The sequence below is a fragment of the Aminobacter carboxidus genome (genome assembly GCF_014863355.1).
Lineage (GTDB): Bacteria > Pseudomonadota > Alphaproteobacteria > Rhizobiales > Rhizobiaceae > Aminobacter > Aminobacter carboxidus.
In genome coordinates, this window is sequence record NZ_JACZEP010000003.1 from 223700 (window position 1) to 239815 (window position 16116).

At 63.1% G+C, this 16116-nt stretch carries 16 protein-coding genes; 8 read left to right on the forward strand and 8 right to left on the reverse strand.

Translation table 11 applies throughout. From position 1 onward, the window contains the following. Positions 1-140: 140 nt before the first annotated feature. The 6 genes from IHE39_RS12945 (at position 141) to IHE39_RS12970 (ending at position 7456) form a co-directional block, all read left to right on the forward strand. Positions 141-917: a FadR/GntR family transcriptional regulator gene (locus tag IHE39_RS12945; protein WP_192566736.1), complete on the forward strand. Its 777-nt coding sequence runs from the start codon at positions 141-143 to the stop codon at positions 915-917. A 129-nt stretch (positions 918-1046) separates the two neighbouring features. Beyond that, the gene (locus IHE39_RS12950; RefSeq protein WP_192566737.1) at positions 1047-2576 is read left to right on the forward strand and encodes an ABC transporter substrate-binding protein; all 1530 of its coding nucleotides are present in this window, start codon (positions 1047-1049) and stop codon (positions 2574-2576) included. 14 nt (positions 2577-2590) lie between these two features. Beyond that, complete coding sequence (locus IHE39_RS12955) at positions 2591-3571, forward strand: ABC transporter permease (RefSeq protein WP_210322383.1); 981 nt, start codon at positions 2591-2593, stop codon at positions 3569-3571. 3 nt (positions 3572-3574) lie between these two features. Then, positions 3575-4384, forward strand: coding sequence for an ABC transporter permease (locus IHE39_RS12960; protein ID WP_280222492.1), 810 nt, complete (start codon positions 3575-3577; stop codon positions 4382-4384). Continuing rightward, entirely contained in the window at positions 4381-5973 is a 1593-nt protein-coding gene (locus IHE39_RS12965; RefSeq protein ID WP_192566738.1) for an ABC transporter ATP-binding protein, read from the forward strand. Before IHE39_RS12960 ends, IHE39_RS12965 begins: the two co-directional genes overlap by 4 nt. A 73-nt stretch (positions 5974-6046) precedes the next feature. Then, on the forward strand, positions 6047-7456 hold the full coding sequence (locus IHE39_RS12970) for an aldehyde dehydrogenase family protein (RefSeq protein WP_192566739.1): 1410 nt from the start codon (positions 6047-6049) through the stop codon (positions 7454-7456). A 120-nt stretch (positions 7457-7576) separates the two neighbouring features. Here IHE39_RS12970 and hpaI read toward each other — a convergent pair whose 3' ends face one another. Genes hpaI through IHE39_RS13000 form a run of 6 tightly spaced genes read right to left on the reverse strand, consistent with a single transcriptional unit; the run spans position 7577 to position 12989 of the window. Then, complete coding sequence (gene hpaI / locus IHE39_RS12975) at positions 7577-8383, reverse strand: 4-hydroxy-2-oxoheptanedioate aldolase (protein ID WP_192566740.1); 807 nt, start codon at positions 8381-8383, stop codon at positions 7577-7579. Positions 8384-8393: 10 nt separating this feature from the next. Beyond that, entirely contained in the window at positions 8394-9200 is an 807-nt protein-coding gene (gene hpaH / locus IHE39_RS12980) for a 2-oxo-hept-4-ene-1,7-dioate hydratase (protein WP_192566741.1), read from the reverse strand. Beyond that, a complete protein-coding gene (locus IHE39_RS12985; RefSeq protein ID WP_192566742.1) occupies positions 9197-10069 on the reverse strand; it encodes a fumarylacetoacetate hydrolase family protein in 873 nt (290 codons plus the stop codon). Before IHE39_RS12985 ends, hpaH begins: the two co-directional genes overlap by 4 nt. 8 nt (positions 10070-10077) lie before the next feature. Then, positions 10078-11058, reverse strand: coding sequence for a 3,4-dihydroxyphenylacetate 2,3-dioxygenase (gene hpaD, locus IHE39_RS12990; protein ID WP_192566743.1), 981 nt, complete (start codon positions 11056-11058; stop codon positions 10078-10080). A gap of 15 nt (positions 11059-11073) precedes the next feature. Next, positions 11074-12591 (reverse strand): 5-carboxymethyl-2-hydroxymuconate semialdehyde dehydrogenase, encoded by a 1518-nt coding sequence (gene hpaE, locus IHE39_RS12995; RefSeq protein ID WP_192566744.1) that lies wholly within the window; start codon positions 12589-12591, stop codon positions 11074-11076. A gap of 11 nt (positions 12592-12602) precedes the next feature. Next, positions 12603-12989 carry a 5-carboxymethyl-2-hydroxymuconate Delta-isomerase gene (locus IHE39_RS13000; RefSeq protein ID WP_192566745.1) on the reverse strand — a complete coding sequence of 129 codons (387 nt, stop codon included), beginning with the start codon at positions 12987-12989 and terminating at the stop codon, positions 12603-12605. Between the two features lie 221 nt (positions 12990-13210). On the opposite strand from IHE39_RS13000, the gene hpaR reads away from it, so the two are divergent. Both hpaR and IHE39_RS13010 read left to right on the forward strand, forming a co-directional pair. Next, positions 13211-13609 carry a homoprotocatechuate degradation operon regulator HpaR gene (hpaR, locus tag IHE39_RS13005; protein WP_184770589.1) on the forward strand — a complete coding sequence of 133 codons (399 nt, stop codon included), beginning with the start codon at positions 13211-13213 and terminating at the stop codon, positions 13607-13609. A 66-nt stretch (positions 13610-13675) separates the two neighbouring features. Further along, positions 13676-14593 carry a DUF6929 family protein gene (locus IHE39_RS13010; RefSeq protein ID WP_192566746.1) on the forward strand — a complete coding sequence of 306 codons (918 nt, stop codon included), beginning with the start codon at positions 13676-13678 and terminating at the stop codon, positions 14591-14593. Here the strand turns inward: IHE39_RS13010 and IHE39_RS13015 are convergent, their stop codons facing one another. Next, complete coding sequence (locus tag IHE39_RS13015; protein WP_192566747.1) at positions 14594-15544, reverse strand: FAD-binding oxidoreductase; 951 nt, start codon at positions 15542-15544, stop codon at positions 14594-14596. It abuts the gene before it with no gap. Positions 15545-15553: 9 nt separating this feature from the next. Continuing rightward, positions 15554-16105 carry a pyridoxamine 5'-phosphate oxidase family protein gene (locus IHE39_RS13020; protein WP_192566748.1) on the reverse strand — a complete coding sequence of 184 codons (552 nt, stop codon included), beginning with the start codon at positions 16103-16105 and terminating at the stop codon, positions 15554-15556. Between the last annotated feature and the right edge of the window lie 11 nt (positions 16106-16116).

The following is a 16116-nucleotide window of genomic DNA, read 5'->3' on the forward strand; positions in this document are numbered from 1 at the left end:
GTTGAAGGCGGGAGCTCGTCACCGCCAATCTTGAAATATATGATAGTTTAAAAATTTTGGTCGCGCAATCGCCATTTTTCGCTTGATTTTCGACTCTGAATGCTCTTTTTTGTCCTAAATATCTTATCAAAGGGATTGGCATGCAAAAGGCACCTGATGCTGAAGGTGGCGGTCTTGCCCAGATGGTCGGCCCGGCAGAGCGGCTGTGGTCCTCGGGCAAGCAGACGACGCTTTCGGCGAGCGTGATCGACCAGATACGCACTGTGCTGTTCGCCGGCAGGCTTGCTCCAGGCGATCGCCTGGGCTCGGAAGCCTCGCTGGCGCTGCAGTTCGGCGTCAGCCGCATGACGATGCGCGACGCGCTGCGATCACTGCAGGCGTCTGGCGTGATCGAGGTCAAGGTCGGCATCAAGGGCGGCATCTTCGTCGCCGAGGGCAATTCCGAGCGCCTGGCCGAGACCATCGCTATCCAGCTGAAGCTGATCGGCATCAGCACTGAAGAGCTGCTCGATACCCAGATCGCCATCGAGGTGATGGCGGCGGGGCTTGCCGCCAGCAATGCGACAAGCATAGACATCAAGGCATTGCATGAGGCGCTTGGCGAGGCCGAGCGGCTGATCGACGACGCCGAGGAGTTCACCTGGGCGGCGATCAATTTTCATGGCTGCGTCGTTGCAGCCTCACATAATCGGGTGCTCGCAGCACAGTTCAGGGCCCTCAGCCATGTTCTGATGCCGCTCTACGTCAGGGGATCGTCGCCTGAAGTGGCCCGTCGCGCGGTGGCATTTCAGCGCGCGCTGATTGCCTGCATCGAAGCACGCGAGCCCGACGCGGCGAGAAACCTCGTTTACGGACGTTTGCAATTCGTCAAGTCGCGCCAGCTGGGCGACCTGGCGAAGGGAGAAGCCGGCGACTGACCATGGAGGAACGGCCGGGCACCGTGCCTTGCCGCTTTGGTTTCAAGCCGAATGCAGAGGGGAATGCCTGCTGAACGTCGCAAGAGAAGCGACGTTGCGGGTCAATTTGCGAAAAAGGGAGTGAGGAAGATGTTTACGATTTCGCGCCGGAGCCTGCTCAAGATCTCAGCGGCTTCCGGCCTGATGGCGGCATTGCCTGGCGGCGGCGCCTGGGCGGCCGCGCCCAAGCGCGGCGGCCACCTTGTCGTGGCGAGCGGTGGTGCGTCGACTGCGGATTCGCTGGATCCCCGGACCTTCGGCTCGCCCTACACGGCGGTCATGTCCGGCATCACTTACAATTCGCTGATCGAGGTGCATGGCCTTGATATGGAACTGCGGCCCGGCCTCGCCAAGAGCTGGGAGCCGTCCAATGGCGGCAAGACCTGGATCTTCGATCTGGTTGAAGGTGCCACGTTCCACAATGGCAAGGCCTTTACCAGCGAGGACGTGGTGTTTTCGCTCAAGCGCCATGCCGAAGAGGCCTCGCGTTCCAACATGCGCAGCATCATCAAGGGCGTCGCCGATATCCGCGCCGACGGTCCGAACCGCGTCATCATCGACCTGCCCGAAGCCAACTACATGTTCCCGGCCATGCTGACGGCATTCTCGCTCGGCATCGTTCCGGCCGGCACGACGACCTTCGACGGTGTCGGCACCGGCCCTTACAAGCTGAAGAGGTTTTCGCCGGGCGAGGTTCTCGAAGCCGAGCGCAACGAGAACTATTTCAAGTCGGACGCAGCTTTCGTCGACAGCCTCGAATTCCTGGCCATCAACGATGCCTCGGCACTGGGCAGCGCCTTCCAAAGCGGCCAGATCCACCTGACCACGCTGCTCGACGCGCGCACCGCGCCGCTGATGCGGCAGATGCCGAACCTCAAGATTTACAACACCGAGGGCCGCGGCTTCATCTGCTTCAACATGCGCACCGACATGGCGCCGTTCGACAATCCCGACATGCGCATGGCGCTCAAGCTCGCCGTCAACCGTCCTGATATGCTTGAGCGTGTCTCGGTCGGCGTCGGCCGCATCGCCAACGACACGCCGGTGGCACCGAGTGATCCGGTCTTCGCCGCCGAACTGCCGCAGACCGAATACGATCCGAAGCGCGCCAAGGAACTGTTCGACAAGACCGGCTTCAAGGGTCCGCTCGTGCTGCAGACCTCGGAAGCGATCTCGTCGCGCGCCGTCGACATGGCCGTGATCTTCCAGGAGCACGCCGCCAAGGCGGGCATTCCGATCGAGGTCAAGCGCGAGCCCTCGGACGGCTATTGGGAAACCATCGTCGGCCAGACGCCGTTCCACGTTTCGGCCCGTTCCGACCGGCCGACGGCGGATGCGATCTTCTCGGTCGCCTTCCTCGGCACCTCGGGAAACAACGAGTGCAAGTGGGTGAACAAGGACTTCGACACCGCGGTGATCGCCGCGCGTGCCGAGCCTGACCTCGAGAAGCGCAAGGCCTTCTATGCGACGGCGCAGAAGATCTGCCGGGAAGATGGCGGCACCATCATTCCGTTCTTCTCCAGCACGGTCGAAGGCACGACCAGCGACCTCGACGGTTTCGTGCCGTCGGCTCTGCAGATGGCGGGCTACCGCGCCATCGAGCAGGTCTGGTTCGCCTGACAGGACTGGACGGCATGACTCTGTTCGCCAATTCCCCGGTGAAATCGTTCGTAGTCGCCAGGGTTGCGTCCGGGCTCGTGTCGATCTTTTTCATTTCGTTCCTGGTTTTCCTGGGAACGTCGATGCTGCCGGGCGACGCAGCCAATGCGTTGCTCGGCCAGAATGCCACCCCTGAAACGGTCTTGGCCCTGCGCACGGAGCTGGGCCTCGACCAACCTTTGCCGGTGCGCTACTTCCATTGGCTTGGCAATGCGCTGCATGGCGATTTCGGAACCTCGCTCTCCAACGCGCAGCCGGTGATCAACCTGTTGGTGCCGCGGCTGATCAATTCGCTGATCCTTGCCTTTTCGGCGGCGGCGATCGTCCTGCCGCTCGCCGTCGGCATCGGCTTGCTCGCCGCCATCAACCGCGGCAAGGCACTCGACACTGCCACCGGTTCGATCTCAGCGATCTTCCTGTCGATGCCGTCATTCCTGATCGGTTACCTGCTGGTCTTCATTTTCGCGGTCAAGCTCGGGCTGTTTCCGCCCTTGTCGATGGTCCGTTCCAGCGCCAGCCTGCCAACCTGGATTTCGGCCCTGACATTGCCGGTGCTGACCCTGGTGCTGGTCGCGCAGGCCCATGTAATGAAGCTGACCCGTGCCGCCGTGCTCGGGGTGATGAGCTCCGACTACATTCTGATGGCAGAGACCAAGGGCATTCCCCGCAACAGGATCATCCTCAAGCACGCGCTGCCCAATGCGTTGTCGCCGATTGTCTCGATCTGCATGATCACCATGGCCTACCTGATCGTCGACGTCGTGGTGATCGAAGCCGTGTTCAACTATCCGGGCATGGGCAAGCTGATGGTCGACGCGGTTGCCTATCGCGACATCCCGATGGTGCTGGCCTGCGGCGTGCTGTTTTCGACGATCTTTATCTCACTCAACTTCACCGCCGACTTGTTGGCCATGCTCGTCAATCCGCGTCAGCGCCTGCCCAGGAAGGGGAACTGAACCGTGTCGAGCAAGTTGACGCTGACCGTTTCCCTGGCTGTCCTCGCAACGATGGCGGCAGCCGCCATCCTTGCGCCGGTGCTGGCGCCGTTCCCGCCCAACGAAATGGTCCATGCCGCATTCGACGCGCCGGGCGTAGGTGGTGTGCTGGGTGCCGACGGTCTTGGCCGGGACATGCTGTCCCGCATCCTCTACGCCACGCGCTACACTTTCGTTGCGACACTGATCGCCACCACGCTGGCCTGCATGATCGGTGTGTCGCTCGCCATCATCGCCGGTTTGAGCAAGGGGTGGGCTGACATCATCATCGGCCGCGCCGTCGACATCCTGATGTCGATCCCGCAGATCATCTTCGCGTTGATCATCCTCGCCATTGCTGGCGTGTCGCTGACGACGCTGATCCTGACCATGGCGGTGCTGCAGTCGAGCACCTACTACCGCGTCACCCGGCCGATCGCCGGCGACCTGGCGGCGATGGAATATGTCGAGGTCGGCCGTCTGCGTGGCGAGCGGCTGCACTGGTATTTGTTCAAGGAAATACTGCCTAACATGGTGCCGTCGCTTTTGGCGCAGTTCGGACTGGGGCTTTCCTCCGCGGCACTTTTCATCAGCTCGCTCAGCTTCCTGGGCATTGGCATCCAGCCACCTGCGGCTGATCTCGGCGGGCTTGTTCGCGAGAATGCGCTGGCCCTTTCAACCGGCCGTCTGACACCGCTGATACCGGCGTTCTGCATCGCGCTCTTCTGCCTGAGCGTGAATGGGATCGTCGATTGGCTCGTCGGTCGCTTTTCAGACAAACCGGACGTGAAATGAGCGGAAATCGCATACTGAGCATCGACAATCTGCGCGTCGAGACACGAACGGGCGTCCTGCTCGATGACGTCTCGATCCATGTCGACCGCGGCGAAGTGCTGGGCATCATCGGTGAGTCAGGGGCCGGCAAGAGCACGCTGGCGCTGAGCTCGATCATGCTGTTCAAATCGGGATGCAGGCCTACATCAGGCTCGATCACGCTATGCGGCCAATCGCTGATGGAACTCGGTACCACCGAGCTCGAGACCATCAGGCGTACCAAGGCGTCTTATGTCGCCCAAAGCGCTGCAGCTGCGTTCAACCCGTTCTACCGGCTGGAAGATCAGGTCACCGAAATCCCCGCCATGGCGCAGAAGCTGACCTCGGCCCAGCGCCGGCGCATGGCGGTCGAGTTGTTCGAGGAGCTCCAGCTGCCCGATCCCAAGAATTTCGGCCGTCGCTATCCGCACCAGGTCTCAGGCGGCCAGCTGCAGCGGGCCATGATCGCCATGGCGCTGATCAACCAGCCCGATCTGATCATCTTCGACGAGCCGACCACCGCACTTGATGTGACGACGCAGATCGAGGTGCTCAGGCTGATCAAAAAGGTGGCGAGCACGCACAATTGCGGTGCCCTCTACATCTCGCATGACCTGGCGGTGGTGTCGCAGATGGCCGACCGCATCATCGTCATGCGCAACGGCAAGATGGTCGAACAGGGCCCGACGCGTCAGCTGGTCGACCATCCACAGACCGAATATGCCAAGCGGCTCGTTGCTCACCAGGGCGATGGCAGTTACGCCAGCATCGACGGCAGCGACGCGACCTTGCTCGATGTGCGCAATGTCGATGTCGGCTATGGCGGGGTCGCTGCCGTGAAGGACGCATCGATCAGGCTTGGCGCCGGCTCGGTGCTGGCGCTCGTCGGCGAGTCTGGCAGTGGCAAGACCACGCTGGCGCGCAGCATTGCCGGGCTGCAGCCTGCGCGCACCGGCGAGATCCGCATGCGCGAAAGCGTGCTTGCACCGCTGGTCGAGCGTCGCAGCTTCGACCAGAGGCGACTGATCCAGTACATCCACCAGCTTCCCGACCTGGCGCTCAACCCGCGCCAGTCCATCCGCGACGTCGTTGGCCGGCCGCTCAGCTATTTCCACGGGTTGCGCGGTGCTGCCGCCGAACAGCGGCTGCGCGAACTGATGGATGCTATCGAGTTGCCGGCGGCCTATCTCGACCGCTACCCGGCATCGCTCTCCGGCGGGCAGAAGCAGCGTGTCTGCATTGCGCGTTCGCTGGCGGCAAAACCCGACATCTTGATCTGCGACGAGATCACCTCGGCGCTCGATCCGCTGGTCGAGGAGAGCATCGTCAAGCTGCTCACCCGGCTGATCAAGGACGAGGGGCTGAGTATCCTGTTCATCACCCACAATCTGGGCCTCGCGCTGCGCTTTTCGCACAAGACTGCCGTGATGCAGGCGGGGCGCATCGTCGAGCATGGCGATACGCGCGCCGTGTTCGAACAGCCGCAATCCGACTACACGAAGAGCCTGATCCGCGCCGTGCCGCAGCTTCGCGAGGGCTGGCTGGACGGCTTTTCCGCCAATGCCGCCTGAATGAAAGCGAGGCCGCGCACATGCGCGGGCCTGCTCCGCGATCTGCGGCGGTCAAATTTCGAGGGAGACAACCATGACGCAGTCGCATGCGATGATCATCAATGGCGAGAGGGCGGAGGCCGCGGGCACGTTCGGCGTCATCGACCCGGCGCGGGCGGAGGTCTTCGCCCAGTGCCCTGCCGCCGGTCCGGAGCATCTCGATGCTGCGGTTGCAGCCGCGCGTGGGGCGTTCCCGGCATGGCGCGACACGGCAATCGATGAGCGGGCGCGTCTGCTCAACGAGATTGCGAATGCCGTCGAAGCCGACAAGGAGGCGCTGGCAGTCCTTTTGTCGAGCGAACAGGGCAAACCACGCGCCAGCGCCCATGGCGAGATCGGCGCTGCCATCCACTGGATGCGCGAAACGGCAAAGCTCAGGCCGCCGGTCGAAGTCATCCGCGACGACGAGAAGATTAGGATCGAGGTTCACCGCAAGCCGCTTGGCGTGGTCGGCTCGATAACGCCGTGGAACCACCCGGTGCTGATCGCCACCTGGCACGTCATGCCGGCGCTGATGGCTGGCAACTGCGTCGTGATCAAGCCGTCTTCCTACACGCCTTTGACCACGCTTCGGCTCGTCGAGCTTGCGAATGCGCATCTGCCGCGCGGCGTGCTCAATTCGGTCACCGGCGAGGGCGGCATCGGCCGCGCCATCACCAGCCACCCCGGCATCGACAAGATCGTCTTCACCGGCTCGACGCCGACCGGGCGCAACATCATGTCGAATGCCGCCAACACGCTGAAGCGCCTGACGCTCGAGCTCGGCGGCAATGACGCGGCGATCGTGCTTGCCGATGCCGATATCGATGCCATCGCGCCGGTGATCTTTGCCAAGTCATTTGGCAATAGCGGTCAGACCTGCGCGGCGCTCAAGCGTCTCTACGTGCATGAGAGCCTGCACGATGCGCTCGCCGAAAAGATCGCTGCCCTCGCGCGCGCCGCCAAGGTCGGTCCGGCCAGCGATCCGACAAGCCAGTTCGGTCCTTTGCAGAACAAGGCGCAGTTCGATCTGGTGCGCGCGCTCGCCGACGATGCCAGGGCCAATGGCGGGCGCTTCCTGGCAGGCGGCGAAGCCTCTGGCGAAGGCGGCTACTTCTTCCCGCTGACAGTCGTCACCGAGGTGACCGACGGCATGCGTATCGTCGACGAGGAGCAGTTCGGCCCGATCCTGCCGATCGTGCGTTACAGCGACGTCGACGATGCGATCGCGCGCGCCAACGCCAGTGAAAATGGCTTGGGCGGCTCGATCTGGTCGTCTGATCTCAAACGGGCTGAAGAACTGGCGCGGCGCCTCGAATGCGGAACCGCCTGGGTCAACGACCACAGCTCAATATCGCCGGCAGCACCTTTTGGCGGCGCAAAACAGTCGGGCATCGGCGTCGAATTCGGCCATTGGGGGCTCGAAGAGTACATGCAGATGCAGACGGTCCATATCACGCGCTGAGCGAGCGCCGGCTTCGGCTGTGCGATGCGGTTGCGGCTGGCGCCGGATGATCGCAGGGCAGCAAAACGAAAGGGCGGCTCCTGGAGCCGCCCTTTCTGCATTTCAGATGGGAGGGCCGGCTCAGTAGCCGGAGCCTGGTGCCCGAGTGTCGTCGCCGCCACCCACCTTGAACTTTGCCGCTAGTGTACTCGTTGCCTGCGCCAGCAGGCCGACATCGTTGCCCACTGCGACAAATGCCGCACCGAGCTCCAGATATCGCTGCGCCAGACTGGCGTCGGAGGTGAGGATACCGGCAGCCTTGCCTGATATGCCGATGCGCCGGATTGCATCCTCCACAGCTGCCTGCACCTCCGGCGCACCGGGCTTGCCGAGGTAGCCCATGTCGGCGGCGAGATCGGCCGGCCCGATGAAGATGCCGTCGACGCCGTCGACGGCAGCGATGGCTTCAAGCTCGGCGAGCCCAGCCCGGGTCTCCAGCTGCACCAGCAGGCAGGTCTGGTCGTTGGCGGTGGCCAGATAATCGGGGATGCGGTTGAAGGCGGAGGCGCGGGCAAGTGCAGCGCCCACGCCGCGCACGCCATGAGGCGGGTAGCGCATGGCCTTGACGAGTTCGCGCGCCTGGTCGGCGGTTTCGACCATCGGCACCAGGATGGTCTGTGCGCCGATGTCGAGCAACTGCTTGATGATCCAAGTTTCCCCGATCGGCGGGCGCACGACCGGATGTGAGCCGGAGGCGGCGATGGCCTGCAACTGCGCCGCCATGACGGGTATGTCGTTCGGTGCGTGCTCGCCGTCGATCACCAGCCAGTCGAATCCGGCGCCGGCGCAGATCTCCGCCGTATAGGCATTGGCAAGGCCGAGCCACAGGCCGATCTGGGCGTCGCCGTTCAGCAGGGCGGCCTTGAATTTGTTGCGTGGTGCGGGCATGACGATGTCCTCAGGCGAAGTAGGCGCTGACGGTTCCGAATGGGCCAAAGTCGGCCATGATAGTGTCGCCGTGGCGTGCCTCGACGGGACGGATGAACGAGCCTGAGAGCACGACGTCGCCGGCTGAGATCGAACCGCCGAACATGGCCAGCCGGTTGGCCAGCCAGGCGATGCCGGCTGCCGGATGGTTGAGCACGCCGGCACCCAGGCCGGTTTCTTCGACCTCGCCGTTTCGTGACACGATGGCGCCAATCCAGCGCATGTCGGCCTCGGTCGGGCGCATCGGCCGTCCGCCGGTGATGATGCCAGCATTGGCGGCATTGTCGGAGATGGTGTCGACGATGGTGCGGGTGCGGCCCGTTGCCGGGTCGCTGCGCAGGATACGCGTGTCGAGGATCTCGATGGCCGGCGCAATGAAATCGGTGGCGTTGAGCACGTCGAACACCGTCGTGTTCGGACCCTGCAGCGGCGCCTTCATGACGAAAGCGATCTCGGCCTCGATGCGCGGCTGGATGAAGCGGTCGGCCGGGATGGTCGCGGCATCGGCGAACATCATGTCGTCGAGCAGTACGCCTGAATCGGGGATGTCGATGTTGAGCGCATATTGCATCGCCTTGGACGTCAGGCCGATCTTCCAGCCGATCCGGCGGTTGCCCTGGGCAAGCTTGAGCTGTACCCACTGGGCCTGGACGGCATAGGCGTCCTCCATGTCCATCTCTGGGTGATCGAGCGACAATAGCCCGATCTGCTTGCGCTGCTTTTCGGCCTGGTCGAGCCGCTGCGCGGCAGCCTGATGCTGTTGGGGCGAGAGCTTCATGGTTGCTCGTCCATGATCGTGTTGCGCAATGTGCCGATGCCTTCGGCTTCGACTTCCACGATGTCACCCGGCACCAGCCAGCGCGGTGGATCGAAGCGCGCGCCGGCGCCAGTCGGTGTTCCGGTGACGATCACATCGCCTGGAACAAGTGTTGTGAAGGTCGATATGTAGCTGATCAGCTTGCGGAAGCTGAAGATCATTCGGCTGGTGCGGTCGTCCTGCCGCAACTCGCCATTGACCCTGGTCGTCAGGCGAATGTCGGCAAGCTGGGATTCGTCGGTATAGGGCACGAGCCAGGGGCCGATGGCGCCGGTGGCGTCGAAGTTCTTGCCCTGGGTGACGTTGAACTTGGCGTGCCGCACCCAGTCGCGGATCGTGCCTTCGTTGCACAGCGACAATGCTGCGATGTGGTCGAGCGCATCGCCTTCAAAAATGCGACGTCCGCCTTTGCCGATGACGATGACGATCTCGCCTTCATAGTCGAGTTGCGGCGATTCCGGCGGCCGTACGAGGGCTGTGCCATGTCCCACGAAGGAACGCGGAAAACGGATGAACAGCGACGGATTGCCGGGCGCAGCCTGGCCGTCCTTGTACTCCTCATTGCGGTCGGGGAAGTTGACCCCGACGCAGATCAGCTTCTCCGGCGTGGAGATCGGGATCTGATAGCTGACCCCGGCTTCGGCAATGTCGGCCGCGCGCTTCGATGCGGCTTCCGCCAGTCGACTAAACCCGTTGTCCGCGATGACCTCGCGCAGCGTTGGCCATTGTGGGAAAAGGGGGGCGAGGTCGACAATGCCTTGGTCGGTTACAGCACCGTAGCTGGTCCTGCCGGCGTGGGTATAGGTGGCGAAACGCGGTCGCTCGGTCATGTCACTGCTCACGGTGCGATAATCGGCGACGCGGCGAGTGCCGATGGCCGTGGCTCGGTGCCGGCGAAGGTGCTGCCTTCCTCGAACCACGAGCGTGGGGCAGGGGCGCCCCACAGCGTCTGGCGCTGTGGATCCTTGAGGTCCCACTTGATCGGCTCAAGGTCGGGATCGACCGTCTGGTAGTCCGAGCAATAGATCTCGATGCGGTGACCGTCAGGATCGCGGATGTAGAGGAAGAAGGCGTTGGAGATGCCGTGACGGCCGGGGCCGCGCTCGATGTTGCCGACGTAACCCGTGGTTGCCATCAGGTCGAGCAGGTCGATGATGTTGAGCGGCGTCGGCACCCAGAAGGCGACGTGATGCAGGCGCGGGCCGAGGCCGTTGGTGAAAGCGATGTCGTGCACGCCGCCCTTGCGGTGGGTCCATGCCGCCCACAGGCGGCCGGTCTCTGCATCCTCGGTGAATTCGGTCACGCGGAAGCCGAGTTCATTGTAGAAGGCGACCGACTGGTCGACATCGGGCGAGAAGCAATTGAAGTGGTCGATGCGCAGGGGCTTCACGCCCTTGTAGAGTGCGTATTTCTGATGGATCGGCGCCAGCCGATCCATCCGGGAATAGAACTCCAGCGGAATGCCGTGCGGGTCGCGGGTGCGCAACGTGCGTGACTGGTAGGGCCGCTCGACCCATTCGACCGGCAGATCCTTGGCCTTGAAGAAGTGCTCGGCCTTGTCGAGATCTTCGTCTGAAAATACCTTGAAGCCGAGGTCACGGGCTTCGGCGTGGTCGCTCTGCTTCAGCACGATGCAATGATGGCCACGCTCTTCCATGGCGCGCAGGTAGATCGTATCAGCGGTCTCGTCAGTGACCTGCAGGCCGAGCGTGTCGACATAGAACGCACGGGACTTCGCCAGATCCGTCACGGCCAGCTCGACATGGCTCAGCCGTACGATGTTGAAGGCGGGATAGAGGTTGGGTGTGGGCAATGGCATGATGTCTGTTCCCGCTCAGCCGCCGAGCTTCTGGATGTTGTGGGCCGTCGTGGCGAAGGCGATGTTCTTGGTTTCCATGTAGAAATCGAACGACCAGTCGCCGCCGTCGCGACCGATACCTGAGTTCTTGACGCCGCCGAATGGCGCCGGCAGGTGGCGAACGTTCTCCGAGTTGACCCAGATCATCCCCGCTGCCAGCCCTTCGGTGAAGCGCAGGGCGCGCGTCACATCAGATGTCCACAGATATCCGGCAAGACCGTATTGGGTGTCGTTGGCGATCGAAAGGGCTTCGGCCTCGTTGTCGAACGGGATCGCCGTCAGCACCGGCCCGAAGATCTCCTCCTGGGCGATGCGCATGTCGTTGCGCGCGCCGGTGAACAGCGTTGGCGCGACGTAGCAGCCACCTCCCGGAGCCTCGACCTTGCTACCGCCAGCAGCAATGGTTGCGCCTTCCGAACGGGCGAGCTCGATGTAGGACAGCACCTTTTCCTCATGGATCGGGTGGATCAGCGGACCGACGACGGTCTGCGGATCGAGCGGATGGCCGACACGGATGCGCTTGGCCTTCTCCGCCACGATGGCGGTGAACTTGTCGTAGATCGAAGCTTCGACAAGCAGGCGCGAGGACGAGGTGCAGCGCTCGCCGTTGAGCGAGTAGATCATGAACACAGCGGCATCGGCGGCACGTTCGAGGTCGGCGTCGGCGAAGACGATCACCGGGTTCTTGCCGCCGAGCTCGAAATGCACGCGCTTCAGCGTTTCGGCGCCCTGGCGCATGATCATCGAGCCGGTGCGGCTTTCTCCAACGAAGCCGATCGCCTTGATGTCAGGGTGTTCTGTCAGCGCCTTGCCGGCATCTTCGCCCAAGCCGTTGACCAGGTTCCACACACCCTTCGGCAGGCCAGCCTCTTCGGCGATCTCGACAAGCAGCCGCGCGGTCAGCGGCGAGAACTCAGCCGGCTTGTGGACGATGGTGCAGCCGGCGGCGAGCGCCGGCGCGATCTTCCACGTCGAGAGCATGAAGGGCGTGTTCCACGGCGTGATGACGCCGACCGGGCCGATCGGCACGCGGGTGGTGATGTTCAGCTGGCCGGGCGCCTGCAACGTGCGGCCGTCGCGTGCTTCGGGTGCCTTGTCGGCGTAGTAGCGGAAGTTCTCTGCGCCGCGCAGGGCTGCCTTGGCCATGAATTTCAGCGACTGGCCGGTATCCATGCATTCGATGAAGGCGATTTCCTCTGCCCGCTTGACGATGGCGTCGGCGATCGCGTGCAGCACCTTCTTGCGGGCATCGCCCGACTGGGCGGCCCAGGCGGGGAAGGCTGCCTTGGCTGCCTTGGCGGCCATGTGGATGTCCGCCGCCTTGCCGTGTGCCACCCGGGCGAGCGGCTTGAGGTCGACAGGGGAGATGGTCTCGAAGGTCGTGCCGTCGAGCGCCGGAACCGCCTCGCCATTGATGTGGTTGCTGACCCCACCGGATTTGAAGCGTTCAAGATAGGCTTCAGCCTTGCGCAGGTTGTTTTCGAAATCTGACATTGAGGTTTCCGTCACTTGTTCCGCAGGCGCGGGTGGATGGCGTTGTTTTTCCAGCTCAGCTCGGCATCGATCTCGCGGATCTCGAGTGAAAGCGCGAAATGAGGCGTGGCAAAAAGAGGTGCGAGAGACGCGTTCGCGGCGGCGAAGATCGCTGCGCCGGCCTGTTTCTTTTCTTCAGTGGAGCGGCCTGCGCCGATTCTGAAGCTCATGTCGATGAAGCCGTTTTCGGGTAGGCGGTCGGCAATCGCATAGGCGTCGCAGCGCAGCGCCCGCACCCTGACTGCGCCGTGTTCGAACAGGCCGGTGTCGAGGATCGCCTGCGACAGCTCTCCGCACAGCGCCGGCATGTCGACGCGGCCGTCGAGATTGGCGGAATATTCGAGCGTGAGGTGAGGCAAGGTTTGTCTTCCTGCACAGGTGGCGCTTTGATATTTAACATGTTAAATAGTTTTGCCGATCGCTGTCAAGGCGCTTATGTCGTCAGAATTTGGCTGATTGCCGCCGCGCGGCGTTGATCCGTCGGGGCGCGGGTATTATCGAAAAGAAGTGGAATGCCGGCCAAGCCGCCACCTGCCATCAGGAGTTGCCCTTGCTGCAAAGCACCCGACGCTCGTTGCCGATGTCACTGCTGCGCGCGCGCGAGGTGGTGATGGCCCAGTTCCGCCCCATACTCGCCCAGCATGGCGTTTCGGAGCAGCAATGGCGTGTTATCCGCGTGCTTGGAGAACAAAGCCCGCTCGACGCGACGGAACTTGCCGAACGGGCCTCGATCCTGGCGCCGAGCCTGACGCGGATCATCAAGGCGCTGGAGGAACGCAAGTTGATCACCCGCGGCAAGGTCGAAGGCGATGGCCGCCGTGTGATACTGTCCATCGCGCCGAAAGGGCAGGTTCTGATCTCGCAAGTGTCGCCGGAGAGCAGCGCCATCTATGACGAAGTCCAAAGGCGCATCGGTCACGAGCGCTACGAACAGCTGCTCGACCTGCTGGAGGGGCTGATCGATCTCGAAAAGAAATGACGGTCGCGTGGCGGCAATGTCCCGGCAGGTAGGAGCCATTCGCGCACAAGCTGCTATGACTACCGCATGATCGCCCTAAAGAAGCTGCGCGAATTGACCCTGACGGCTGCGACAAGTGCTGAGCGGCCATTGCATCTCAGCGCCGCAAGCGGCCTCGTCTGCCTCGCTGCGACGATGTATGTCATCGCCGACGATGAACTCCATCTTGGTATCTTTTCGACCACCGACGACGGCCCTGGCCGGCTGGTCAGGCTGTTCGACGGTGTGCTGCCGGAGGAGAAAGCCGCGCGCAAACGGCAAAAGCCCGACCTCGAAGCACTGACCTTTCTGCCTGCTTTCGAGGATTTTCACCATGGCGCACTGCTCGTTGTCGGCTCGGGCTCGGGGCCTAACCGGCGCCGGGGTGCCCTGCTCGGACTTGATCCGTTGGGTCGCATTTCAGGCGAGCCGCGAAGCCTTGACCTGTCGGCCATGCTTGTTCCGCTTGCCGCCGCCTTCGCCGAGGTCAATGTCGAAGGCGCCGTTGTTGCCGGTGACGAACTGTGTCTGTTCCAGCGTGGTAACAAGCAGCACGCGGACAATGCAATCATCCGCTATCGCCTTGCTGAGGTCGTCGAAGTCGTGACCGGCCGTCGTACCGATGTGCTCCGGTCTGTGAAGATCGGCAGGCTCGATCTCGGCCATGTCGAAGGTGTGCCGCTGTGCTTTACGGATGCCACAGCGCTGCCCGGTGGCGACATGGTGTTCAGTGCGGTGGCCGAAGACACGGACGATGCCTTCAACGACGGCGCATGTGTCGGGGCTGCCATCGGCATCGTCGGGAACGACGGGCGGCTGCGTTTCGTTCGCCGGCTCGATCGGCCGTACAAGATCGAGGGCATTCACGCTGAGCTCGACGGCAACCGCCTCGACCTGCTGGTAGTCACCGACGCCGACGATCCGGACATTGCAGCTGCGCTCTATGCGGCGACGATCGCGATCTGATCACGCCGGTGGCGACTGGTGCACGAACTCTTCGTTGAAGATGTCGTCCTGGCGCAGGCCAAGCTCGCGCAACGCCGTTCGCGCCGCGCCCACCATGCCGGGAGGACCGCAAAGATAGGCTTCGGTGCCTTCCTGCAACGGCACAGCGGTGACATGACCGATGCCGGCAACCGGATTTCCCATCTTGCCTGACCAACCTTGATTTGCCGTATCGGCCGTCAGTACGATTTCGAGTGGCAGTTCGGTCGCCAGTGCCTTCAGTTCGTCGATCGCATAGGCGTCCTGTGCTTCGGCGAAGCCCACGACAAGGCTCAGCGGTGGTGCTGAAGACCGGTCGATGCCGCGCAGCATGGCGATCACCGGCGCAAGTCCCGTACCGCCGGCGACGAACAATTTCGGTTTCGGGTTGGCACGTAGATAGAAGATGCCGAAAGGACCGCGCACGGTGAACGCGTCCTGTGCTTTGGCGCGTGTCGCCAGATAATCCGCCATCGCCCCGCCGGGAATGTCGCGGACATGCAGGATTTGTTCTGCTTCAGCAGGGCCATTGGCCATGGAGAAGCGCCTGGGACCATCGATGCCGGGGAATGTCGCTTCGACGAACTGGCCCGGCAGGAATGGCAGCGGAAACTGCAGCCGATACCTGATCTCCCAGACCGAGCGGGAGAGCTTCTGGAAGCTGTTGATCTTGGCGCGGCGCAGCGTCGGCGGCGACACGTCGGCCCGGCGATAGGGAACGACCGCCTCAAATCCGCTCTGCGCCGGCTCGACGCAGAGCAACACCTCGTCACCGTTGGGGCGGCGCGCGACACAGGTCCGGCAGGTACCTTCCCGGCAGCTGTGGGCCAGCGCGTTGCCTGCCTGTTCGGCGGAGGTGAGCACCGAGCCGCCAGGCGCCGGTGCAAAACTCATGACCTCGCCATCGGCGAAGGTGATCGAAATCCTGTCCATCGTGCCGGCTTAGAAGTCGTCGGAGACGTAGCCGGTCGACAATCCGTCGATGCTGACGACATTGTTGCTGAGGCGATAGGCTTCGAGATTGTCCTCGCCCTTGGTCTCGGCCCACTCGATCAGCTCGTTGCGTTCCTGCATCTCGCCGATGACGGGGATGCTCCAGCCGCACGATGTCGCCACGCTCTCGACATGGAGCCGGAAGATCTGGCGCGTGCCAGGCAGGCGGGGGAACAGTGCCAGCATGGCGTCCCATTCCGGATGGTCGGGGCGGATCAGATCGGCCTTGCCGTAGAGCCTGAGCGTCATCGCTTCGCCGGTGAAGGCACAGAACAGCATCGTCATGCGGCCATTCTCGGTGACGTGGGCGGCAGTTTCATTGCCGCTGCCGGTGAGGTCGAGATAGGTCACCGTGCGCGCATCCAGCACCCGGAGCGTGTCCAGGCCCTTGGGCGACAGGTTCACCCGACCGTCCATCGGAGCGGTGGCGACGAAGAACAGCTTCTGCGCCTCGATGAAGCTACGGATGTCAGGTGGAATTTCCTTCCAGTTCAGGCCCATTCTGCTCGCTC